This is a genomic window from Nocardia flavorosea NBRC 108225 (assembly GCF_001613385.1).
Lineage (GTDB): Bacteria > Actinomycetota > Actinomycetes > Mycobacteriales > Mycobacteriaceae > Nocardia > Nocardia flavorosea.
This window is the reverse complement of record NZ_BDCG01000001.1, coordinates 101,031-122,621: the sequence shown is the minus strand read 5'-3', so window position 1 is coordinate 122,621 and position 21,591 is coordinate 101,031. Positions and strand designations below refer to the sequence as shown.

At 67.0% G+C, this 21,591-nt stretch carries 20 protein-coding genes; 5 read left to right on the top strand and 15 right to left on the bottom strand.

Annotated features, from left to right (window positions below; genetic code table 11):
• Nucleotides 1-2: 2 nt before the first annotated feature.
• The 6 genes from NFL01S_RS00575 to NFL01S_RS00560 form a co-directional block, all read right to left on the bottom strand.
• Nucleotides 3-2,366 (bottom strand): CaiB/BaiF CoA transferase family protein, encoded by a 2,364-nt coding sequence (locus tag NFL01S_RS00575; RefSeq protein WP_062970333.1) that lies wholly within the window; start codon nucleotides 2,364-2,366, stop codon nucleotides 3-5.
• A 94-nt stretch (nucleotides 2,367-2,460) separates the two neighbouring features.
• Nucleotides 2,461-2,601, bottom strand: a complete 141-nt coding sequence (locus NFL01S_RS35110) for a hypothetical protein (protein WP_157116104.1) — start codon at nucleotides 2,599-2,601, stop codon at nucleotides 2,461-2,463.
• Between the two features lie 25 nt (nucleotides 2,602-2,626).
• On the bottom strand, nucleotides 2,627-2,776 hold the full coding sequence (locus NFL01S_RS35105; protein ID WP_157116102.1) for a hypothetical protein: 150 nt from the start codon (nucleotides 2,774-2,776) through the stop codon (nucleotides 2,627-2,629).
• Between the two features lie 152 nt (nucleotides 2,777-2,928).
• Nucleotides 2,929-3,669 carry a 3-oxoacyl-ACP reductase FabG gene (fabG, locus tag NFL01S_RS00570; protein WP_062970331.1) on the bottom strand — a complete coding sequence of 247 codons (741 nt, stop codon included), beginning with the start codon at nucleotides 3,667-3,669 and terminating at the stop codon, nucleotides 2,929-2,931.
• 46 nt (nucleotides 3,670-3,715) lie between these two features.
• Complete coding sequence (locus NFL01S_RS00565; protein WP_062970329.1) at nucleotides 3,716-4,924, bottom strand: CaiB/BaiF CoA transferase family protein; 1,209 nt, start codon at nucleotides 4,922-4,924, stop codon at nucleotides 3,716-3,718.
• Nucleotide 4,925: 1 nt separating this feature from the next.
• Nucleotides 4,926-6,113, bottom strand: coding sequence for an acyl-CoA dehydrogenase family protein (locus NFL01S_RS00560; protein WP_062970327.1), 1,188 nt, complete (start codon nucleotides 6,111-6,113; stop codon nucleotides 4,926-4,928).
• 111 nt (nucleotides 6,114-6,224) lie between these two features.
• Here NFL01S_RS00560 and NFL01S_RS00555 point away from each other — a divergent pair, with 111 nt between their 5' ends.
• Entirely contained in the window at nucleotides 6,225-7,460 is a 1,236-nt protein-coding gene (locus tag NFL01S_RS00555; RefSeq protein ID WP_062970324.1) for a CoA transferase, read from the top strand.
• Between the two features lie 63 nt (nucleotides 7,461-7,523).
• Here NFL01S_RS00555 and NFL01S_RS00550 read toward each other — a convergent pair whose 3' ends face one another.
• The 7 genes from NFL01S_RS00550 to NFL01S_RS00520 form a co-directional block, all read right to left on the bottom strand.
• Complete coding sequence (locus NFL01S_RS00550) at nucleotides 7,524-9,035, bottom strand: TRAP transporter large permease (protein WP_062970323.1); 1,512 nt, start codon at nucleotides 9,033-9,035, stop codon at nucleotides 7,524-7,526.
• The gene (locus tag NFL01S_RS00545) at nucleotides 9,032-9,634 is read right to left on the bottom strand and encodes a TRAP transporter small permease (protein ID WP_062970396.1); all 603 of its coding nucleotides are present in this window, start codon (nucleotides 9,632-9,634) and stop codon (nucleotides 9,032-9,034) included. The genes NFL01S_RS00550 and NFL01S_RS00545 overlap by 4 nt, the downstream gene beginning before the upstream one ends.
• A gap of 305 nt (nucleotides 9,635-9,939) precedes the next feature.
• The gene (locus NFL01S_RS00540) at nucleotides 9,940-11,232 is read right to left on the bottom strand and encodes an acyl-CoA dehydrogenase family protein (protein WP_062970321.1); all 1,293 of its coding nucleotides are present in this window, start codon (nucleotides 11,230-11,232) and stop codon (nucleotides 9,940-9,942) included.
• A gap of 34 nt (nucleotides 11,233-11,266) precedes the next feature.
• A complete protein-coding gene (locus NFL01S_RS00535; RefSeq protein WP_062970320.1) occupies nucleotides 11,267-12,031 on the bottom strand; it encodes an SDR family NAD(P)-dependent oxidoreductase in 765 nt (254 codons plus the stop codon).
• A 34-nt stretch (nucleotides 12,032-12,065) separates the two neighbouring features.
• On the bottom strand, nucleotides 12,066-12,827 hold the full coding sequence (locus NFL01S_RS00530; protein ID WP_062970318.1) for an SDR family NAD(P)-dependent oxidoreductase: 762 nt from the start codon (nucleotides 12,825-12,827) through the stop codon (nucleotides 12,066-12,068).
• A 15-nt stretch (nucleotides 12,828-12,842) separates the two neighbouring features.
• Nucleotides 12,843-14,021 carry a thiolase family protein gene (locus NFL01S_RS00525; RefSeq protein ID WP_062970316.1) on the bottom strand — a complete coding sequence of 393 codons (1,179 nt, stop codon included), beginning with the start codon at nucleotides 14,019-14,021 and terminating at the stop codon, nucleotides 12,843-12,845.
• Between the two features lie 42 nt (nucleotides 14,022-14,063).
• Entirely contained in the window at nucleotides 14,064-15,554 is a 1,491-nt protein-coding gene (locus NFL01S_RS00520; RefSeq protein ID WP_062970313.1) for a class I adenylate-forming enzyme family protein, read from the bottom strand.
• A gap of 237 nt (nucleotides 15,555-15,791) precedes the next feature.
• On the opposite strand from NFL01S_RS00520, the gene NFL01S_RS00515 reads away from it, so the two are divergent.
• Nucleotides 15,792-16,838, top strand: a complete 1,047-nt coding sequence (locus NFL01S_RS00515) for a phosphotransferase family protein (RefSeq protein WP_062970311.1) — start codon at nucleotides 15,792-15,794, stop codon at nucleotides 16,836-16,838.
• A 17-nt stretch (nucleotides 16,839-16,855) separates the two neighbouring features.
• The gene (locus NFL01S_RS00510) at nucleotides 16,856-17,782 is read left to right on the top strand and encodes an enoyl-CoA hydratase (RefSeq protein ID WP_062970309.1); all 927 of its coding nucleotides are present in this window, start codon (nucleotides 16,856-16,858) and stop codon (nucleotides 17,780-17,782) included.
• Nucleotides 17,783-17,977: 195 nt separating this feature from the next.
• Here NFL01S_RS00510 and NFL01S_RS00505 read toward each other — a convergent pair whose 3' ends face one another.
• Complete coding sequence (locus NFL01S_RS00505; protein WP_033242641.1) at nucleotides 17,978-18,682, bottom strand: FadR/GntR family transcriptional regulator; 705 nt, start codon at nucleotides 18,680-18,682, stop codon at nucleotides 17,978-17,980.
• A gap of 218 nt (nucleotides 18,683-18,900) precedes the next feature.
• Complete coding sequence (locus tag NFL01S_RS00500) at nucleotides 18,901-19,968, bottom strand: enoyl-CoA hydratase/isomerase family protein (protein ID WP_062970307.1); 1,068 nt, start codon at nucleotides 19,966-19,968, stop codon at nucleotides 18,901-18,903.
• A gap of 612 nt (nucleotides 19,969-20,580) precedes the next feature.
• On the opposite strand from NFL01S_RS00500, the gene NFL01S_RS00490 reads away from it, so the two are divergent.
• A complete protein-coding gene (locus NFL01S_RS00490; RefSeq protein ID WP_210744418.1) occupies nucleotides 20,581-21,024 on the top strand; it encodes a MarR family winged helix-turn-helix transcriptional regulator in 444 nt (147 codons plus the stop codon).
• Nucleotides 21,025-21,120: 96 nt separating this feature from the next.
• Entirely contained in the window at nucleotides 21,121-21,567 is a 447-nt protein-coding gene (locus NFL01S_RS00485) for a hypothetical protein (RefSeq protein WP_062970303.1), read from the top strand.
• The last annotated feature ends 24 nt before the right edge of the window (nucleotides 21,568-21,591 follow it).

Here is a 21,591-nt window from a genome sequence, read left to right as displayed (position 1 = left end):
GTTCAAGATTCCTTTGCCGCGGCCGCGGGCAATGTGCACACGGTCGCCATCAGTGCGGTGATCTCGTCGGCGGAATAGCCGATTTCGCCCAGGATCTCGGCCGAATGCTCACCGAGCCGGGGGCTGCCGCCTTTGAACCGGCCGGGCGTATCGGACAGGTGGATCACCATGCCGACCTCTCGCGACCAGCCGTATTCCGGATGGTGGTGTTCGACCACTCGCTGCGAGTCGAGGGCCCATTCCTCCCACAGCAGTTCGGGCATGATCGGATAGTCGAGCGGGATCTCGGCGGGCACCTGGTTGCCGTCCAGCACCGCGAACGCGTCGGCGCTGGTGAGCTCCGTGAATCGTTCGGTGAGCCGCTGGGCCAGTGCATCCGCGTGCATGGCCCGGCCGGCGGCGGTCGCAAACCGTGTATCGGCGGCCAGATCGCCCAGGTTCAGGGCACTCACAAGCCGGCCGAAGGCCGCGTCACCGAACACCGCGATCGCGATCCAGCCGTCGATCGTGCGATACAGCCGGTAGAGCGGCGACAGACCCATCTGCTCGGCGTCCAGCCGGTGCGCGGGTACCGCGGCGCCGTCCACGGTGGCGCAGTGCTCGCTGATCACGAACAGGCTCGAATGCAACTGCGGGCTCTCGACGTACTGTCCCACACCGGTATTGGCCTGATGATGCAAGGCCAGCAGCACGCTGACGGCGCCGAGGAACCCGTTGTAGAGGTCTTCGTTACCGATCACCCGGCGGATCGGCGGATTACCCTCGCCGGCACCTTCGAAGTTCAGCCCGACCAGGCCCGAGACGAGCGGGGCGAACGATTTCAGCGTGGATTTCGGCCCCGCGGAACCGAATCCGGGCAGGTAGGCGTAGATCAGGTCGGGGTTGATCGCCTTCAACTGCTCGTAGCCGAGGCCGATCTTCTCGGCCTTGCCGGGACGGTAGTTCTGCATCACCACATCGGCGCCGGCAACGAGGCGGTGCGCGATCTCCTGCCCTTCGGCGGAGCGCAGGTCGAGCGCGATGGTGCGCTTACCGCGGTTGGCGCCTTCGAACAGGTCGCCGAGCGGGCGCATCTGGTCACCGACCAGCGGTTCGACCTTGATCACCTCGGCGCCGAGATCCGACAGCAGCCGGGCACCGAACCCGGTGGCGAAATAGGAACTGAAGTCCAGAATGCGCACACCCTGCAGCGGTGCGGCCACGGGGTCACCGGTCGGTGCGGGCGCCCACCGCGGTGAACGGGTGATCTCGTCGATCCGATCGTTGTGCGCACCCACGCGCGGGGCGGGATCCGGTGTGCCCGGGGCGGATTTCTCGAATCGGACGACGGGGCCGATCTGACGGAGGGTGCCGTGATCGGGATCCGGGATATCGACCGCGATTCCGGCGAACCGCACCTGGTCGTCGGCGAAGGTCTCCTCGGGATGCAGCACGGGCAGGGCCGCGATATCGGCGGCGTGGAACAGTTCGAGCCATTCGTCGCGCGGGCGGGACCGGAATGCCTCCGGCACCTTGTTCCGGGCGATATCCAGTTCCACCTCGTCGAGCGGTACGGACATCTCCGGTCCGGCGATGGTCTGAGTCTGCTCGCCGAAGCCCAGCAGATCCATCATCCGCTTGTAGGAGCCCGGACCGCCGGTATGCGGGATCAGCCATTTACCGTCCGCGCACTGGAACGGGTCGGTGATGAGCCGTTTGTTGCCGAACCCTTTCTGATTGCCGCTGCGGGCGAGATAGGAGATATCCTGCTCGTTCCACCACCAGTTCATCGACGAGATGGCCAGCATGCCGTCCAGCAGAGACGTGTCGACCTTCTGCCCGGTCCCGTTGACCTTACGGGCTCGCAACGCGGCAAGGATGCCGATCGCGGTGATGAACGCCGTCCCGTAGGACACCGTCGGATGCCCCATGAACACCGGCCCGGCGCGATGTCCCTGCTGTTCGGCCATCTGGCCGAGGCGCGCGTTCAGCAGCGCTTCGTAGCCGGGACGGTCGGCGAGCGGCCCCTCGGGGCCGTACCCGGTGACCGAGCAGTACACCAACTCCGGGAATTTCTCGTGCCACGCGTCATAGCCGATACCGAGCGCATCGGCCCGGCCCGCACCGAAGGATTCGACGAAAACGTCCGCGCCGGCCACGAGCCGTTCGGCGATCGCGCGGCCTTCGGGAGTGCCCAGGTCGGCCTCGACGCTCCACTTTCCGCGATCGGTCGATTTCCGCAGGACGGAATCCATATCGGCCGGCCCGCCGGGACGTTCGAGTTTGACGACCCGGGCGCCGTAGTCGGCGAGCAGCATCGTCGAGATGGCCGCGGGCATTCCCCAGCTCGCGTCGATCACGACGAGTCCGTCGAGTGGACCAGCCATCAGAGACTCCTTCTGTTACACACTTGCCGCGCCGCCCGCGCCCGCCCGGGGCGCGCGATATCGCGGCACATCACTTCCGAGTGGTGCCGCGGCCCTAGTCGGACGAGGGCAGCGGTTTGGCGGTGCGCAGTTCCATCGGCGCGCCGTGGCAGGTGAAACTGCCCTCCCCTTTCTTGACGCAGATGACCTGGGTCGAACACGTGGCGCAGGTGTAGCGCTTACCGGTTTCGTTCATCGGGGTTCTCCTCGATCTGATGCGGTCAGCGACCGGCGAAAGTGATCTCGAGTGCGACGCCGCAGCAGCTCAGCGCGGAACCGCCGGCGGTCGTGACGATTGCTTCCGAGCCGCATTCGTTGCAGCGCAACCGGCTGCCGTTACCGGCCTCGGTACCTGCGGTGTTGTCGGACATCCTCACTCCTTCGCTGTGGTTTGCACCGGCGGTGCGGGGTTACTTCCCACGCCTGCCGGGACGCGAAACATGCGCCAGTTCACCATAATCATAGTCATGAATTAAGGCAAGGTTTCATCCCATGACCGGAGGCCGGCGTGTCCGGCCGCGGGTCACATCAACCGGCCGCCGGTCACCTCGAGCACCGTGCCCGTCATATAGCTCGACAGGTCGCCGGCCAGGAACAACACCACGGATGCGACTTCGCTGGGCAGGCCCGCACGCCCCAGCGGGATCTCCGCCATCTTCTGCTCCCAGATCCGCTCGGGCATGGCCTCGGTCATCGGGGTCTGGATCAACCCCGGCTGAACGGCATTGACCCGAACATTCTTGAACGCGACCTCCTTGGCCGCAGCCTTGGTGAGACCGACGATTCCGGCCTTGGCGGCCGAATAGTTGGTCTGCCCGACGAGGCCCACCTTGCCCGAGAGCGAGGAAATGTTCACGATCGCCCCCGCCCCGTGCTCACGCATCCGGTTCGCGGCCGCCCGGGTACCGTTCCACGCGCCTTTCAGGTGCACCGCGATGACATCGTCGAAATCCTCTTCGCTCATCCGGCGCATGGTCGCGTCCCGGGTCATCCCCGCGTTGTTCACGAAGACACCGAGCGGACCGAACAGGTCCTCGGCGGTATCGACCAGATCCGCCACTGCGGCACCGTCGCGCACATCGCACCGCACGTAGGCGGCCTTGTCCGCTCCACCGAGCTCGGCCACCGCCTGCGCACCGGCATCGTCGTTGATATCGGCCACGACAACCCGGGCGCCCTCACGGACGAAGGTACGCGCGATCTCCAGGCCGATCCCCTGCGCGGCCCCCGTGACGACGGCGACCTTTCCTGCCAGCAGTCCCACTGCCCGCTCCAATCGTTGATCTGTGAATACGACGCGCGAGCGCGCGCTACTGCACGATTCCGGCCGACCGCAGTTCCGCGATCCGCTCGGCACCCAGGCCGATCTCGGCGAGCACCGCATCGGTCTGCTCCCCCAGCGCCGGCACCGCGCCCATCCGCAGCTCGACATCGCGGAAAGTCATGGGCGGCAACACGGCACGGATCGGTCCGGCCTCGGTCTGCACCTCACGCCACCGGTCCCGGGCCGCCAGCTGGGGGTGGGCGATCAGATCCTTCATATCACCCAGTTGCGCGGCCGGGATACCCGCTTTCGCGAGGCGGTCGTCGAGATCGGCGGTTTCGAAACCCGAGGTGAGCTCACCGACCACGGCGTCGACTTCGGCCCGGTGCCGCACCCGTTCGATATTGGTCGCGAACCGCGAGTCATCGGCCAGATCCGGGCGCTCGAACACATCGGTGACCAGCGTGCGCCAGCCCCGGTCGTTCTGTACGCCGATCAGGATCTGCCCGTCCCGGGTCGGGTAGGCGTCGTACGGCGCGATCGACGCGTGCGACAGCCCCATCCGTTTGATCTGGATGTCCTGGTACATCTGCATGTACATGGAATGGCCGAGCCATTCGACGGTCGCGTCGAACATCGCGATATCGATGATCGCGCCCGTTCCGGTCCGTTCCCGGCGCAGCAGTGCCGCCTGGATCGCCGACAGTGCGTACATTCCGGCCGCGATATCGGAGGTCGGAATACCTGTCTTGGTGGCGGTTTCGGGAGTACCGGTGATCGATACGAGTCCGGTTTCGGCCTGGACGAGCATATCGTAGGCCTTGCGGTCCACGAACGGGCCCGAGGTTCCGTACCCGGACATATTGACCGCGATCAGCTCGGGGTGATCGGCGCGCAGATCCTCCGCGCCCAGGCCCAGCCGCTCGGCCGCGCCGGGTGCGGAATTCTGCACGAAAACGTCCGCCCCGGCGATCAGCGCGCGGACCGCCGCGATACCCGCATCGGCCTTGAGGTCGACGCACAGCGATTCCTTACCGCGGTTCAACCACACGAAATGCGAGGCAAGCCCGTGCACAGCGGCATCGTAGTTACGAGCGAAATCGCCCTCGCCGATCCGCTCGATCTTGATCACCCGGGCGCCGAGATCGGCGAGATGCCGGGTCGCGATCGGAGCCGCGACGGCCTGCTCGAGGCTGACGACGGTGAACCCGGCGAGCGGCAGGCCGGTATCGCCGGATACTGCGTCGGACCACATATCAGCGCCCTCCAGCCTTGGCCGATTTCTTGGCGGCGTTCACCAGACCGCCACCGATGATGAGGCGCTGGATCTCGCTGGTCCCTTCGTACAGGCGCAGCAACCGCACATCGCGGTAGATCCGTTCGACGGCGACTTCCCGCAGGTAGCCGGAACCGCCGTGGATCTGCACCGCGAGATCGGCTGCCTTGCCGACCATTTCGGTGCAGAAGAGTTTCGCGGCCGACGGGCCGGTCCGCCGGTCCTCGCCGGAGACATACCGGGCGGCGACCTCCCGCACCATCGCGCGTCCCGCCAGCACACCGGTGGCGATATCGGCGATCATCGCCTGCACCAGCTGGAAATCCCCGATCGGCGTTCCTCCCTGGGTGGCGGTCGCGGCATAGGCGACGGATTCGTCGAGCGCACGCTGGGCCGCACCCACGGCCAGGGCGGCGATATGGACGCGACCCCGCGCCAGCGAGGTCATCGCGGCCCGGTACCCGACATCCTCGCTACCACCGACGAGTGCCGCATGCGGCACCCGGACATCGGTGAAATGGACGTCGGCCGTCCAGGCGCCCTCCTGACCCATTTTGCGGTCCTTCGGCGCAACCTCCACGCCCGGAGCATCGGCGGGGACGAGGAACACCGCGATTCCGGTGCCGTTCTCGTCGGCGGGCCGGGTGCGCGCGAAAACGATGAACAGATCGGCCAGCGGGGCATTCGTGATGAAGCGCTTCTCGCCGTTGATCACCCAGTCGTCGCCGGTCCGGACCGCTTTGGTGCGCAGTCCTGCGGGGTTCGATCCCGCGCCGGGTTCGGTGAGCGCGAAGGAGGCGACGACCTCACCGGACGCGATGCCGGCGAGCCAGCGCGACTTCTGTTCCTCGGTACCGAACCCCACCAGGACCTGGCCCGCGATACCGTTGTTGGTGCCGAACATCGACCGCAGCGCCAGCGATGTGTAACCGAATTCCATTGCCAGTTCGACGTCTTGGGTGAGGTCCAGCCCCAGACCGCCCCACTCCTGAGGGATCGCGTAGCCGAACAGGCCCATCGCTGCGGCGTTCTTGCGGATATCGTCGGGAATGCTGTCGGTATCCGCGATCTCCTGTTCACGCGGCAGCACTTCCTTGCGGATGAACGCACGGGTCTGCGCCAGGATGTCAGCGAAATCTTCCGGACCGACTGCCGAAATGGTGGCCATGCAGGCAGTATTGCTGCCGATAAAGATGTGTGTCAATACTATGGTGTGATTTATTATCATTAATTACGATTCGCCCAGCTCAGCCGCCGTACGACAGAAGGACAGACCGGCATGACCGCACCCGACCCCACTCCCGATCGCCCCCTCACCGGACTCCGCATCGTCGAGATCTCGAGTTTCGTCGCCTCCCCGTTGTGCGGGCTGACGCTGTGCCAGCTCGGCGCCGAGGTGATCCGGATCGACCCGCTCGGCGGGGCCGCCGATACCGGCCGCTGGCCACTGACCGATACCGGGGAATCGATCTACTGGACCGGTCTCAACCGGGGCAAACGATCGCTCGCCCTCGATCTGCGCAGCGATGCCGGCCAGGACATCGTCCGGCGCCTGGTGACCGCGCCCGGCGCCGGTGGCGCAATCCTGGTGACCAATACGGGCGGCCGGTCGTGGATGAGCCACGACGCACTGTCCGCTTTGCGCCCGGATGTCATCACTCTGGAACTGCTGGGTCGCCGCGACGGCCGGCCCGCCGTGGACTACACCGTCAACGCCGCCCTCGGCTTCCCGCAGATCACCGGGCCGAACGACTACGACGGCGTGGTGAACCATGTACTACCCGCCTGGGATATCGCCGCCGGGTTACATGCCGCGCTCGCGATCACGGCAGCGGTCCACCGCCGCGCCACCACCGGGGCGGGGTCGCGGATCGTGCTTCCCCTCGAAGATGTCGCGCTCGCGACCGCGGGCACCCTGGGGTATCTGACGGAAGTACAGGTCAACGGCACCGCTCGACCGGCCACCGGTAACGATGTCTACGGCACCTACGGCACCGATTTCGTCACCGCCGACGGCGCGCGCTTCATGGTGGTCGCATTGACGCCGCGCCATTTCCGCGATCTGACCGCGCTCACCGGAACCCAGGAGACCGTCGCCGCGCTGGCCACCGCGCTCGGCGCGGATTTCGAGCGGGAAAGCGACCGCTTCGAACACCGGGATCTGCTCACCGCACTGTTCGCGCGGTGGTTCCGTACCCACGATGCCGACGAGGTCGGCCGCGCGCTCGCCGGTACCTCGGTCCTGCACGAGCGGTACCGCACCTTCGAACAGGTCGTCCGGTCCGGGGGCCTGGAGACCAATCCGCTGTTCGCCGCACTGTCCCAGCCCGGGATCGGCGAATACCTCGCCGCCGCCCTGCCCGCGTCGTTCGACGGTGTCCATCTGCGGACCGGGCCGGCCGCCGATCTGGGCACCGACGGCCCCGACGTCCTGCGCGACGTTCTCGCGCTGGACGACACGGCGATCGCCACCCTCACCGATACCGGGGTACTCGCCGGACGAAACGGCTCGTAACAGCAGTTCGGCCGGAGCGGATCCGCTCCGGCCGAACAACTGATATTTCCGGGAGTACCGATATCAGCCTGCGCTCGAATTATCCGGCAGGAATGTCGAGATCTCCGGGAAGAAGATCAGGATCAGTACCACCGCGACCGCCATGGGCAGGAACCACAGTGCGGCGACGAAAACATCCTTCAACGGGATATTCCGGCCGAGATTGACCTCCGGATCCTTGGTGATCGAGTGGATGACCATCGCCAGCACACCGACCGGAGGCGAAAGGATCGCCAGTTCGCCCATGAACACCGTGAACGCTCCGAACCACAGTAGCGAGATATCCAGGCTCTCCAGTGTCGGAATCAGGATCGGAACGGTCAGCACCATCATCGGCAGAGGGTCCATGAACGCCCCGAGTACCAGGTAGACCACGACCATGAGCAGCAGGAACTCGATGCGGCCGAGTTCCCATCCCGCGATCAGGTCCGCAAAACCATTGCTGATTCCGCTCAGGGTCATCATCCGCGACAACGCCTCGACACCCAGCAGAAGCAGGAAGACCGCGCCGACGGTGGATACCGTGCCGACGGCGCCGTCGGCGAGCGCCCGCATGGCGCCGCCGGTCTTGCGCTTCCACAGCAGCAGCACGCCCACCGAGCACAGCGCCGCCGCCGCACCCGCCTCCGTCGCGGTGAAGACGCCGGAGAGCATGCCTCCCACGATCACGAGAATCAGCACGGGAATGGGCCATACCTGCCCGAGGCCGGTGATCTTCTCCTTCCAGGACACGCTTTCGGTACTGCGGCCCCGGTTCGGTCCCGCCAGGTCCTTGCCGAAGACCGAGTAGACAACGATCGCCAGGGTGAACAGGATCGCCACCAGGATGCCCGGTCCGATCCCCGCGAGCAGTTGCTTACCGACCGGGACCTCCGCGATCCCCGCATACAGGACGAGCAGGATACTGGGCGGGATCAGCTGACCGGGCAGACCCGCCACCATCACCGCACCGAGCGCGAGCCGGCGGTCGTAACCGGCCTTGAGCATTTCCGGAATACCGATCCGGCCGAGCGCGTACGCCGTCCCGGTGGTCGAACCGCTGACGGTCGCCAGCCCCGCACCGGCCACATTGGTGCCCACCGCCAAACCGCCGGGCAGCCACCCGAGCCAATGCCGCGCCACCGCGTAGAGGTTGGCGGTCAGGCCGGACCGCCACATCAGCAGGCCCATCAGGACGAACATCGGCACCACGCTGAGCGTCCAGCTGGCGACCTGGTGGTACGGCAGCGAGGACAGCGCACTGGCCACGGTTTTCTCACCACGAAGTGCATAGAGACCCGCGAACGAGGGAATGATCATCGTCAGGGCGACCGGTAGCCGCAGGAGCAGCAGGGTCAGCATCATCACCAGGGCCGCACACCCGATCGCCTGCGGCTTCAGCGGCATGAACATCGCCGCAGCGGTGGCCAGGAGCACCACGACGAGTACACCGAAGACGGACCACGAGCGGAGCAGGTGTTTGCGGCCCGGCCCGGCCGGTGGTGGGGTGAGTGGGCGGGTGCCCGCATTCTCCGCGGGCGCAGCGGCGGTGGTCATTTCTTCTCCGAATCCGATGTCGTGCCGGTCGGGACCGCACTGCTGTGCCCGGCCCGGACCTCGCCGTCGATATCGCCGGCCATGGTGGCGTCCCGGTCCTCGTCCTCGGCGCCGCGCACTGCCCGTACGGCGGCGAGGCCGAACTGGACGGTGAGTACGGCGAAGACCACCGGTACCAGGAACAGCACCGGCCAGGACACCACCGTCGAAACGCCCGCGGTCTGACCGATATCCCGGGCGTGCAGGGCTTCTTCCAGTCCGAACCAGGCAAAACCGGCGGACACGATCAGGGCCACGGTGTATCCGGCGAACAGGACGCCCCGGCGGACCTGGCGCGGGAAGTAGTGCGTGACCAGGTCTGCGACGATGTGCTCGCCACGTTGCTGGGCCGCGACGAACCCGAGCAGCGCGATGATCGGCAGATAGATGTACTGCGTGATCTCGAGGGTGTTCTGGATGGGACTCGAGGCGAACGCCCGGAGCAGGGCGTTGGCGGTCACATGGATCATCATGACGAAGAGCACGATGACTGCCGGGACCTCGATCAGGAGCCGCAGCCGGTGGGGCCGCGCGCCCGAAGCGCGCGCTGATGCGCTCATGTGAACTCCGCAGGATTTGAGGGATGGAACGCGGTGGCGGGTGGGAGTGACCACACGGCGCGACCGCAGGTACTTCGGTCGTGATCCACGTCACCGAAGATGTGAATATCATTCGCCTGAATTAGCGTGAAGTCAAGCTTTCATGCGAATCATTTGCCTTGACTAGCCCGAGATCGCGCAGCCGCCTCGTATGCCTCGGCCGGCGACCAGTTCCCCGAGGCCCAGGACGGCGTCGCAGCCGGCGGGCCGGGTCTCCCTTCGGCGAGAGGAGATCCGGTGGACGGTGCCGATGTGTTGCCGGCGGACTATTCCCCCAGAGCGCTCAGTTCGGCCGCGAACTTTTCCCGGGCCTCGTTCTGGAGCGCCGGCAGATGGTAGCTGGGAAACAAGCCCTCGTGCGGTGTGGCGTCGCGCAGCAGCTGGCGGGCCAGCCCGATCTTGTGGATTTCGGTGGCGCCGTCCGCGAGACCCATGTGGTAGGCCTCGAAAAGCCATTTGCCCAACGGAAGTTCCTTGGATACACCCAGCGAACCGTGCAGCTGTACGGCCCGCGAGGTCACGTCCAGCAGGACCTTGGGCATCGCGGCCTTCACCGCCGCGATGTCCTTGATGACCTTCCGGTAGTCGTTCTCCTTGTCGATCCGCCACGCGGTACGCAACACCAGCAGCCGGAACTGTTCGAGCTGCAGCCACGAATCGGCGATCATCTCCTGAACCAGCTGTTTATCGCCGAGCCGGCCGCCGCGCGTGGTCCGCGAGACGGCTCGTTCCAGCATCATGTCCAGCGAACGCCGCACCAGGCCGACCGTGCGCATGGCGTGATGGATACGACCACCACCCAGCCGGGTCTGCGCCACCTCGAATCCCTGCCCGACCCCGCCGAGGATGTGGTCCTCGGGAATCCGCACATCGGTCCAGCGGGTGTAGGCATGCGTGCCGACCTCGTAGTCGTGACCCCAGACGCCGGTATTGCGCACGATCTCGAGCCCGGGAGTCTCGGCCGGAACGATGAACTGCGACAGCCGCCGGTGCGGTTCGGCCTCGGGATCGGTCACGGCCATGACGATGAAGAAGGAGGCGAACCGCGCGTTCGAACCGAACCATTTCTCGCCGTTGATCACCCATTCGTCACCATCGAGGACGGCGGTGGTCTCGAATTCGACCGGATTGGAACCGCCCTGCGGCTCGGTCATGGCGTAACAGGAAACAATCGTGTTCTCGATGAGCGGCGCGAGATACCGTTCCTTGATTTCGGGCGTGCCGTAGTGCGCGAGGATCTCGGTATTGCCGGAATCCGGGGCCTGGCAGCCGAAGACGATCGGTCCCGAATGAGTGCGGCCGACGATCTCGTTGAGCAGGGCCAGCTTCAGCTGGCCGTACCCCTGCCCGCCCAGTTCGGGGCCGAGATGCGTCGCCCACAGACCCTTTTCACGGACCTTGTCCTGCAGTGGCGGTATCAGCTTCTGGCGCAACGGATCCTGCAGATCCCACGCATGGGTGATGACCTGGTCGATCGGCTCGACCTCCCGGGTGACGAATTCATCGGCCCAGTCGAGCACCTGCTGGTACTCGGGGTCGGTCTCGAATCCCCAGCTCATATCCTGGTTCCTTTCTGAAAAGAGTTCTGCCGAGTCAGCGCATCGCGCTGCGGCCGCCGTCGACCGGGATGATCGCGCCGGAGGTGTAGCTGGAGCCCGGCCCCGCGAGGTAGAGCGCGGCGCCGACGATCTCGCCGGGATCACCCGCGCGGCCCAGCGGAAGCGCCTTCAATTTCTCGGCGACCGCGTCCATATCCCAGGCCTTGCTGATATCGGTGAGGAACGGCCCGGCCATGATCGCGTTGACCCGCACCGCCGGTCCGTAGGCCTGGGCGAACCCCTTGGTCAGGATGTTCAGGCCGGCCTTGGCGGCCGCGTACGGCAGGTCGTCGGGAGTGGGACGCTCCGAGGCGATCGAACTGATATTGATGATCGAGCCGCCACCGGCGGTGGCCATCCGCGGCGCGATCAGGGTCGTCAACCGGAACGCACCTTTGAGGTTGACGTCGAAGACCTTGTCGAACAGTGCCTCCGAGATCTCCTCGAGGCTCGAGTACAGCGGCGACATCCCGGCGTTGTTGACCAGGACATCGACCGTGCCGAATTCCTCGTAGACGCGGGTGACCAGCTGGTCCTGCGCCTCCCAATCGCCGACGTGGCAGGCGACGGGCAGGGCCCGGCGACCGGTGGCCGCCGTGACCTCCGCGGCCAATTTCTCGCAGCTGTCGAGTTTGCGGCTGACGATGACAGTATCGGCGCCGGCCCGCGCGAACCCGAGCACCATTTCGCGGCCGAGTCCGCGACTGCCGCCGGTGACCAGCGCGACCTTGCCTTCCAGCGGAAGTGCCGGAGCCGTCATGGTTGTTCCTCCTTGTGGGGCGCGGGCGTCGCCATCAGCGCGGTGCCATCCGGATGGCACCGTCCAGCCGGACGACCTCACCGTTGAGCATGGGGTTGGACAGGATATGCGCGGCCAGGGAAGCGAATTCCCGCGGATCGCCCAGCCGGCCGGGATGGGGGGTCTGGGCGCCCAGCGAGGCCTTCGCCTCGTCGTTCAGGCCCGCCAGCAGCGGGGTGTCGAACAGTCCGGGGGCGATGGAGACGACCCGGATCGCCAGCGAGGCCAGATCCCGGGCCAGGGGCAGCGTCATCCCGGCGACACCGGCTTTGGACGCGGCGTACGCGGCCTGGCCGATCTGGCCTTCGAAAGCGGCGACCGAGGCCGTCGTGACGATGACGCCGCGCTCCTCTCCGTCGACCTCCAGGCGCGACATCCGCTCGGCGGCCAGCCGCACGACGTTGAACGTGCCGATCAGGTTGATCGTGACGACGCGAGTGAAGACGTCGAGCGGAAAAACACCCTGCCGGCCGACGACGCGAAGGGACCGGCCGGTTCCGGCGCAGCTGACGACCGCACGCAGTTCGCCGAACCCTTCGGCCGCGTCGAGTGCGGCCGCGACAGCGGATTCATCGGTGATATCGGCGGGCGCGAACAGAGCCTCCGGCCCCAGTTCCGCAGCGACTTGCGCCCCGTTCGATGCCGGCAGATCGAGCAGGACGACTTTCGAGCCCTGATCGAGCACCTGGCGCGCGGTTGCCAGGCCGAGCCCTGATGCGCCCCCGGTGACCAGGGTGACTTTGCCGTTGATGTCCACGTGTATGCCTTTCGGTCAGAGACGTTCGATGAGCAGGGCGTTGGCCATACCGCCGTGTTCGCACATGGTCTGCAGGCCGTAGCGGCCGCTGGTGCGTTCCAGTTCGCCCACCATCGTGGCCAGCAGGCGTACGCCCGACGCGCCGATCGCGTGGCCGAGCGAAATGGCGCCGCCGGCGGGGTTGAGCCGGGCCGGGTCGGCATCGAATTCGCGCGCCCACGCCAGCGGTACGGACGCGAACGCCTCGTTGACCTCGTAGACATCGATGTCGTCGAGTGTGCGGCCGGTGCGGTCGAGCAGTGTGCGGGTCGCGGGGATCGGCGCGGTGAGCATGTACAGCGGGTCGTCACCGGCGACCGTGAAGTCGACGAAGCGGGCGCGCGGCGTGAGCCCGAGTTGCGCGGCCTTCTCCTCCGACATGATCAGAGTTGCGGCGGCCGCGTCGGTGAGCGGCGACGAGTTGCCCGGAGTGATCATCCAGCCCAGGCCGGGAAAACGCCGGTCCGAGTCCGCGGAGTGGAACGAGGCCCGCAGCTTGCCCAGGCTTTCGAGGGTGGTTGCCGCGCGAATCGTTTCGTCGGTCACGTGCGCGCCGCCCGGTACCGGCACGGGGACGATCTCGCGGTCGTAATGCCCGGCAGCGGCGGCGGCCGCGGCCCGCCGATGCGATTCCTGCGCGTACCGGTCGACGTCGTCGCGTGTCAGCCCGTACTTCTGGGCCACCAGTTCGGCGGCCACCCCCTGACTGATCCAGCCCTCGGGGTATCGCTGGGCGAGCCCGGCCCCGACCAGGTCCCGGCCCATCGGTGCGGTACCCATCGGTACGCGGCTCATCGATTCCACCCCACAGGCGATCACCACATCGTAGGAGCCCGCCAGCACGCCCTGCGCCGCGAAATGCACCGCCTGCTGGCTCGAACCGCAGGCGCGGGTCACCGTGGTGGCCGGGGTGGATTCGGGCAGACCCGCCGCCAGCGCGGCGGTCCGGGTGATATTGCCGGCCTGCTCCGCGGCCTGGCCGACACAGCCGCCGATGACATCGTCGATGAGGACGGGGTCGATATCGTTACGCGCCACCAGCGACCGCAGTACCTCGGCCAGCAGATCGATCGGGTGGATATCGGACAGGGCGCCACCGGTCTTGCCCTTACCCGACGCCGAACGGACGACGTCGACGAGCACGGCACTACGCATGGATCCTCCAGGGGGATATGGAACGGATGATGAGCGCAAAGCTCAGTTCGGGGCCGGCGCGGTGACCTGCGCAACGAGATCGCGGCGCACCAGTTTCCCGGTGGGCGTCTTGGGCAGCTCTTCCACGAACACGACCTCGTCGGGCGTCCGGGAGCCCCGCAGCCGTTCGCGGCACCAGGTCCGGATGGCCGCGGTATCGGCGTGCCCGGGCCCGGCCGGCACGATCACCGCGCAGATCCGTTCACCCCATTCGTCGTCCGGTACGCCGATAACGGCGACCTCGCGTACGTCGTCGTGGTGGACCAGCACATCCTCGATTTCGGCCGGGGCGATATTCTCGCCGCCGCGGATGATGGTGTCGTCGGCGCGGCCGCCGATATAGAGGTAGCCGTCCTCGATACGGGCGCGGTCCCGGGTCGGGAACCAGCCGTCGGCGTCCAGTGCCGACCCCTTGCCCATGTATTCGCCGCTGACCTGCGCCCCCCGGACCCACAGCAGACCGGTTTCGCCCGCTGCCAGCACGGTGCCGTCCTCGTCCCTGATCTCGGCTTCCATACCCGGGACCACCCGGCCCACCGACGACAGCCGTCCGCGCAGCGACGGATCCGCCATTGCCTCGCGATGGTCGTCGGGGCCCAGGACCGCGATGGTCGAACTGGTTTCGGTCAGCCCGTAGGCGTTGACGAACCCGGTCGCCGGGAACGCCTGGAGCGCCCGTTCGAGCACGGGCTGCGGCATCCGGGCCCCGCCATAAGCCAGGGACACCAGGTTCGGCGCGTCGCCGGGGCCGCCGTCCAGGTGCTCGACGACACGGGCGAGCATGGTCGGCACCACCATGGCACTCGTGATGCCCTCACCACGGACGATATCGAGCCAGCCCTGCGGAGTGAAGTCGGGCAGATGCACCATCCGCCGGCCCGCATAGACGTTGCTGAGCACGGCCCCCATTCCGGCGATGTGATACGGCGGCGTGCTGACCAGTGTCGCGTCGTCCTCGGCGGCGGAGCCGAATTCCACGGTGTTGAGCAGATAGGACAGCAGATGCTGGTGGCGCAGCAGCACGCCTTTGGGCGCGGAGGTGGTGCCGCTGGTGAACAGCACGATGGCGGTGGCGTCGTCGGGGGCCGGTTCGGTGGGGACGGGATCGGCAGAGCGCGCCAGTTCGAGAAACTCCGCGCTGGTCAGCACCGTCTCGGCGGCGCCGTCGAGGGTGTCGCGATAGGCAGGATCGGCGACGATCAGCGGCCGTTCCAGTTGCCCGACGAGATCCCGCAGCTGATCGGCCGCCAGCCGGTAGTTCATCGGCGCCAGCGGGACCCCGGCGCGGGCGGAGGCGAAGGTCAGCACCGGCAGTACCGGACCGTTGACACCCACGAACACCAGATGCGCGGCGCCGTACCGGGCCAGGACCGCGGCGCCACCGGAGGCCACGTCGCCGAGTTCCTGATAGGTCATACCCGCATCACGCCGCCCGAGCGCAAGCCGCTCGGGATGGACCGATGCGGCCATGTCCAGAACCATTTCGATACCCATTGCACCACCTGGTGAGAACGCTTGGATTGTTGATGTGCACCCGAGGTGCCGAGCCACGCGCGGCAGGAGACTTTCGGGCCCGTCGCGGCTAACGATAACAACTATGCGCCGGAATATGAAAGAAATCATGACAATGGTTCGTAGGAATGTGTAGGCTCCGGTAGGTGGGTGCCTCCGGTCGCTGCGTGCGACGGCACCACCGTCACACGTCACAGAGGGAAGGCATGAGGTGGATCGATGAGGGATCAGGACCCGGTGGACGTCACGGCACTGACGTCATGGCTCGACCGCAACGAGGTGGGCACCGGGCCCGTCACCGATATCGTCCCGCTGACCGGAGGCACCCAGAACATCCTGGTGAGATTCACCCGGGACGGTACCGGCTACGTGTTCCGGCGCCCGCCGCTGCACAAACGCGGTAACAGCGACGAGACGATGCGCCGGGAGGCACGCCTGCTCGCCGCGCTCGCGGGAAGCGATGTCCCCCACCCCCGTCTCGTCGCCGTCTGTGACGACCTGGACGTCATGGGTTGCGTTTTCTTCGTCATGGCCGCGGTCGAGGGTTTCACCGCCACCACCGAGATCCCCGAACCACACGCCTCGTCCACCGAGATGCAGCATGCGATGGGGCTGTCCATGGTCGACAGTGCGGCGGCACTCGGGTCGATCGATCCGGCCGTACTCGGCGAAGCCCAGCTCACCCGCGCCAACGGCTGGCTCGACCGGCAGGCCGCGCGCTGGCGACGCCAGCTCGACTCCTATCACGAACTCGACGGGTGGCCCGGTCCCGAACTGGACGGGGTGGACGACATCGGCCGCTGGCTGGACGCACACCGGCCCACGGCGTGGCGCAAGGGGATCATTCACGGCGACTACCACTTCGGCAATGTCATGTTCCGGCACGACCGGCCGGCCGTGGCCGCTGTCGTCGACTGGGAACTGGGCACCGTCGGCGATCCCCTGCTCGACCTCGGCCACCTCCTCGCGACCTGGCCCGACCCCGGTGAAACCCGCACGGTCGGGCTCGCCCGCCATCTCGACGGACTCCCCGGGCGGGACGAGCTCATCGCCCGCTACGCAGCCGTCAGCGGCCGGGATATGACCGACTTCGACTGGTATCAGGTTCTGGCCTGCTACCGGCTCGCCATCATCCTCGAAGGCACCTATGCGCGTGCCTGCGCCGGAAAGGCCGATACCGCGCTCGGCCGCCGCTTCCACGGCGTCGCGCAGGCACTTCTCGACCAAGCCCGCGGGCTGGTCCGGACGCCGTCCGGACCAGCCTGATCAGAAAAGGACTCACGATGACCGAAGCCCTGCTCGACCCCGCGACCTCCGTGGACTACCGGTATCTGCGCTACGAAACACACGACGACGGCACGATCGTGCGGATCGTGCTGAACCGCCCGAAATACCGCAACGCGCAGAACCGTGGACTGCTCGTGGAACTCACCCACGCCTTCCTGCGGGCGGAAGCCGACGATACGGTGCGGGTGGTGATCCTCGCAGGTGAGGGGCCCGTCTTCTCCTCGGGCCACGACCTGGGCAGCTCCGAATACCGGACCGAACGTGAACCCGGACCCGATCAGCACTGGTCCTTCACCTGTACCGGGGCCACCCACGACGCGGTCGAATCCCGCTTCCACCAGGAGTGGCACTACTTCTACGAGAACACCCGGCGGTGGCGCAAACTCCGCAAGATCACCATCGCCGAGGTGCACGGCAACGTTTTCTCCGCTGCCCTCATGCTCGCCTGGTCCTGCGATCTCATCGTCGCCGCGCAGGGCACTCGGTTCGCCGATGTCGTCGCCACCCGGCTGGGTGTGTGCGGTGTCGAGTACTTCGGCCACCCTTGGGAATTCGGCCCCCGCAAGGCCAAGGAGCTACTGCTCACCGGGGACAGTCTCGATGCCGAGGACGCACTCGCGCTGGGCATGGTGAACAAGATCTTCCCGGCCGGCGAGCTCGGCGAGAACACCCTGGAATTCGCCCGCCGGATCGCGCGAGTGCCCAGTATGGCCGCTCTGCTGGTGAAGGATTCGGTGAATCAGAGTCAGGACGCGATGGGCTTCACCACCGCGCTCGATGCCTGTTTCTCCATCCACCAGCTCAATCACGCGCAGTGGACGCATCTTTCGGGCGGCAAGACTCCAGTCGGAACACCGGAATACGGACTGCCCGATTGGAAATCGGCGCCGCCGGTCGAACGGGCAGATCCCTACCGGCCCTGACTGCACCGGTTCTCCCACGGGGTCGCCGACCGCTCGCGGCTCCGCGGGCAACCCGTGCGACCGGGATCTGCCCGATCGTTTCGGGTCGGACTCCCGGCAGCCCCGGTGCGCGTCGGCAAGCTCCGCCCGCTGCTTCGGAGACTGCCGCAGGCGAAGCAAGCCGGCGGCGCAGATCTCGCCCGGACCACCGGCCGATCAGCCGCGGGACCCCCACGCAATCGGAGTATCGAGGACCTCGGGGTAGTTCTTCTCCTCGTACCGCCAGATCGCGTCGATATGTTCCTCCATCGCGGCAAGTGCCGCACCGGCATCCCCCGCGGCCACGGCGTTGTAGATCTTCTCGTGGATATCGCAGGTCGCGACGCGGTGGCGTTCCGGATACTCCATCCCCACCGCGGAGCCGTCGAGCATATCCAGCAGCGCGTGGATCAGATAGCCGAACAGCGCGTTGCCGGACCCCTGCGCGATGGTGTCGTGGAAGACCCGGCTCATCTCGACGAAGATCTCCTCGTCGTCGATGTGCTCACGCATATGGTCCACCGAATGTTTCAGCGTGGCGAGCTGTTCTTCGCTGATCCGGTCGGCAGCGAGCCGGGCCATCATCGGCTCGAGCGCCGTACGCGCCTCGACGATGGTCCGGAAGGGCGCATTCTCGAATTGCAGCAGTAGCGTGATCGCGGTCTGCAGACCCATACCGTCGGGTTGCTGCACGATCGGACCGCCACCAGGACCGGGCTTGAGGGCGATAACGCCCTGGAGTTCCAGGAACCGCAACGATTCCCGCAGCGTTCCCCGGCCGATCTCGTATTCCTCGAGCATCAACCGCTCCGGCGGCAGTTTGTCACCGACCTTGTTGCCGCGTTTGTTGATGCCCTCGACAATGCGCTGTGCGACCAACATCGCGGTCTTCTGTGGACGAAGCCCTGGCTGTCCCACTACACGTACCTCCATACGGTCAGGCCGCTCCCCTGCAACCACTGGAGTTCGAGCCCCGACAATCTATGATTATGTTTACCTCATTTTGAGGCCGAATACCATCCCGAATCACCTCGCGTCCACGACCGCCCGCGATCTCGCCGACAGCGCCACAATCCGACGAGAACGGTGACACGGTCCCGCTACTCGCCGGGCGCGATCTCGTCGACAAGCCCCCATTCGAGTGCACGCTCCGGACCCAGCGCGACACCGGTGACGAACAGGTGCAGCGCCCGCCATCGACCGACCCGCCGCGGCACGCTCACGGTGCCGCCCGCGCCCGGGATCAACCCCATCGCCACCTCGGGCAACCGGATCACGGTATCCCGGGCGGCGACGATATGCCCGGCGAACGCGGAGATCTCGATCCCGGCGCCCACACAATGGCCGTGCAGGCGGACCTCGGTGCGCGCCGCCAGCCGGGCCATCAACCGGGCCGCCCCGCCGCGGGTCCGGATCTGATGGGCGGTCGCGGTATCCGGCGTATGGCCGAATTCGTCGAGATCCCCGCCGGAGCAGAACGACGCACCGGCACCGTCGAGCACGATGCGGCCGAACGTGCCGGCGAGCTGCGCGGTGCGCAACGCCTCGACCAGGGCGTCACGCAGTGCCGTGCCGTAGGCGTTACGCCGCTCCGGGCGGTTCAACGTGATCCGGAGGGTGTCGCCGTCCTCGGTGAGCAGAACCGGATCGGTGTCGGGCGGTGGCGGTAGCGGACGACCCAGCCGGCGGCGTTCCGCCAGCCAACGACCGAATTCCGGGCCGCCCTGCAGCGTGGAGTAGGCGAAGGACTCCACATCGATGGCCGCCGGCACCGGCAGCCCCTCCGAAGCATGTACCACCTGCGCCGCGAAACTCGACGCCTGCGGATATCGCCGTACGCAGTCGGTGAACTCGGCGACCGCGCCCGGCACGTCGCCGGTGACGACGACCGCCCGGTCCGCCGGATCCGCCACGGCCGCGGCGTAGGTCAGGTCCAGCGCGGCCGTCAACGGCGCGAGTTCCGCACTGATACCGCCGGAACAGAATCCCACTGCCGGTCCCCCCAGTGCCGCTGTCCGCGCGGCGGCGGCAGCTGCGGTAGCCCCGTCGACACCGTCGAGGTCGATCAGCAGCAGCGGTTCGAGCACAGTGGTCGCGTCCAGAGCGAATACACCGGCGGCCCCCTCGGCCAGTTCCGCAGCACCGAGGGTGCGTACTTCGATCCCCATTCCACCCTCCCGGTTGCGTATTCGGAATCCGGCCGCGCCGGTTCACCGACGATTGCGGCTCATAGTGAACCTATCGGACGCACCACCTCGACCCGTCGCCTACAGGCCGGCCGCCGCGGACACCGAACGAGCCCGGACGTGCAACGCTCGGCCGGCGGCGTTTTCATCGCCTCGTCGCGGGCTGCGCTCCGGTGTCGAACAGGATCCGAACTCGATCACCTCGGTACGGCGGAACATCGCATCGACCGACTGGTTTCGAACGACCAGAACTCGGTAGGCGCACCACGATCCGAAAGGCGCCGGCATGGGTGGCCACGTAACCGTGGCGCACCCGCCGCACACGCAAGAGCAACCGGCCGTTCGCGGCATCCACCGGATCACCGGTCTGCCGAACAGGGACTCGGCCGATGAGGGCGGCGGCGACCCACCTGCCGCCGCAGACTCGAATGAGACAGTGACATCGACCGACCGTGCACTCACGTCGCCATGAACCGATCGACAGCTGGGGTTCGGAGGGTCCGTGCCGCTCACCCGGAACGAATCGGCTGCGCACCGAGTCCAGGACCCGAGGTACCTGCGAGTGGTGAAACGGGCGGTGTGCGCGAAACTGGGATGGTGAGTACCGACAACGACCGGACACCGCCGGTGACCAGCGCTTCGATCATCGTACTGACGCTGGCGCGACGGGTGGAGACCGAACTGAACGCGGGACTGGCCGATTTGGATCTCACCGTGGGGCGTTTGGGTCTGCTCGGACATATCTCCGGCGTTCCGGGGGCCTCGTTCAGCGAACTGGCGCGGATGTCGGGGATCAGCGTGCAGAGCGCGCATACCGCAGTGAAGGCGCTCGTCGCCGCCGGACTCGTCCGCGACCGCACCGCCCGCGCCGGGTCGGCGTCGGCGATCGAACTCACCGCGGACGGTGAGCGCCTGCTGCGGACTGCCCAAGAGGTGGTCACGGAAGTGGACGAGCGGCTGTTCGGTGCGGCGGCCGACCCGGTACAGCGCCGGATCGGTACCGCCGTCGTGGAGGCGTTTCGCGGGACAGGGGCCTGACACCGGAGGATCGAGAGGTGCGACGCAAGTAACCTTCAGGCCGCCTGAAAGCCTGCTAAGCTTCAGCTACCCTGAAGGTTGAGAGGTAGCTCGTCCATGCACCAACTACTGCTGTCGGTCCACGTCCTGGCGGCCATCATCTTCGTCGGCGGTTCCGCCGTCGCCACCAGCCTGTTCCCGCGCTACGCACCGTCGGTGGCGATCGCGGACCCAGCGTCGGAGCGCTCCCCCGCCGTCGCCGCCGTCCTACACCGGATCACCGGCACCTACGCACGGCTGGCACTGATCGTCCCCGTCGCCGGCATGATTCTCGCCGTCCTACAGGGACGATTGGGCGAAATCTGGATCACCGCAGCCATCATCCTCACCGGCTGCGTAGCCGCGATCATCACGATGATCATCCATCCGATACAGCGCGAGGCCATGGAGGTTCCGGATCACGGCGCCCGGCTCCGGACCCTGGGCATGCTCGCCGGTCTCTACAACATGCTGTGGCTGATCGTCGTCGTCCTGATGATCGTCCGCCCGGGCGCACACACCTGACCGATGAAACCGGCGACCGGCCGG

Bases quoted from the DNA above. Each gene is read 5' to 3' on its own strand.
- NFL01S_RS00545 (WP_062970396.1), bottom strand. From the start codon at position 9,634: ATGAGCGCATCAGCGCGCGCTTCGGGCGCGCGGCCCCACCGGCTGCGG.
- NFL01S_RS00510 (WP_062970309.1), top strand. From the start codon at position 16,856: ATGACCGAAGCCCTGCTCGACCCCGCGACCTCCGTGGACTACCGGTAT.
- NFL01S_RS00540 (WP_062970321.1), bottom strand. From the start codon at position 11,232: ATGAGCTGGGGATTCGAGACCGACCCCGAGTACCAGCAGGTGCTCGAC.
- NFL01S_RS00535 (WP_062970320.1), bottom strand. From the start codon at position 12,031: ATGACGGCTCCGGCACTTCCGCTGGAAGGCAAGGTCGCGCTGGTCACC.
- NFL01S_RS00565 (WP_062970329.1), bottom strand. From the start codon at position 4,924: ATGTGGTCCGACGCAGTATCCGGCGATACCGGCCTGCCGCTCGCCGGG.
- NFL01S_RS00550 (WP_062970323.1), bottom strand. From the start codon at position 9,035: ATGACCACCGCCGCTGCGCCCGCGGAGAATGCGGGCACCCGCCCACTC.
- NFL01S_RS00515 (WP_062970311.1), top strand. From the start codon at position 15,792: ATGAGGGATCAGGACCCGGTGGACGTCACGGCACTGACGTCATGGCTC.
- NFL01S_RS00485 (WP_062970303.1), top strand. From the start codon at position 21,121: ATGCACCAACTACTGCTGTCGGTCCACGTCCTGGCGGCCATCATCTTC.
- NFL01S_RS00525 (WP_062970316.1), bottom strand. From the start codon at position 14,021: ATGCGTAGTGCCGTGCTCGTCGACGTCGTCCGTTCGGCGTCGGGTAAG.
- NFL01S_RS00490 (WP_210744418.1), top strand. From the start codon at position 20,581: ATGGTGAGTACCGACAACGACCGGACACCGCCGGTGACCAGCGCTTCG.
- NFL01S_RS00500 (WP_062970307.1), bottom strand. From the start codon at position 19,968: ATGGGGATCGAAGTACGCACCCTCGGTGCTGCGGAACTGGCCGAGGGG.
- NFL01S_RS00505 (WP_033242641.1), bottom strand. From the start codon at position 18,682: ATGTTGGTCGCACAGCGCATTGTCGAGGGCATCAACAAACGCGGCAAC.
- NFL01S_RS00575 (WP_062970333.1), bottom strand. From the start codon at position 2,366: ATGGCTGGTCCACTCGACGGACTCGTCGTGATCGACGCGAGCTGGGGA.
- NFL01S_RS35105 (WP_157116102.1), bottom strand. From the start codon at position 2,776: ATGTCCGACAACACCGCAGGTACCGAGGCCGGTAACGGCAGCCGGTTG.
- NFL01S_RS00555 (WP_062970324.1), top strand. From the start codon at position 6,225: ATGACCGCACCCGACCCCACTCCCGATCGCCCCCTCACCGGACTCCGC.
- NFL01S_RS00560 (WP_062970327.1), bottom strand. From the start codon at position 6,113: ATGGCCACCATTTCGGCAGTCGGTCCGGAAGATTTCGCTGACATCCTG.
- NFL01S_RS00520 (WP_062970313.1), bottom strand. From the start codon at position 15,554: ATGGGTATCGAAATGGTTCTGGACATGGCCGCATCGGTCCATCCCGAG.
- NFL01S_RS35110 (WP_157116104.1), bottom strand. From the start codon at position 2,601: ATGAACGAAACCGGTAAGCGCTACACCTGCGCCACGTGTTCGACCCAG.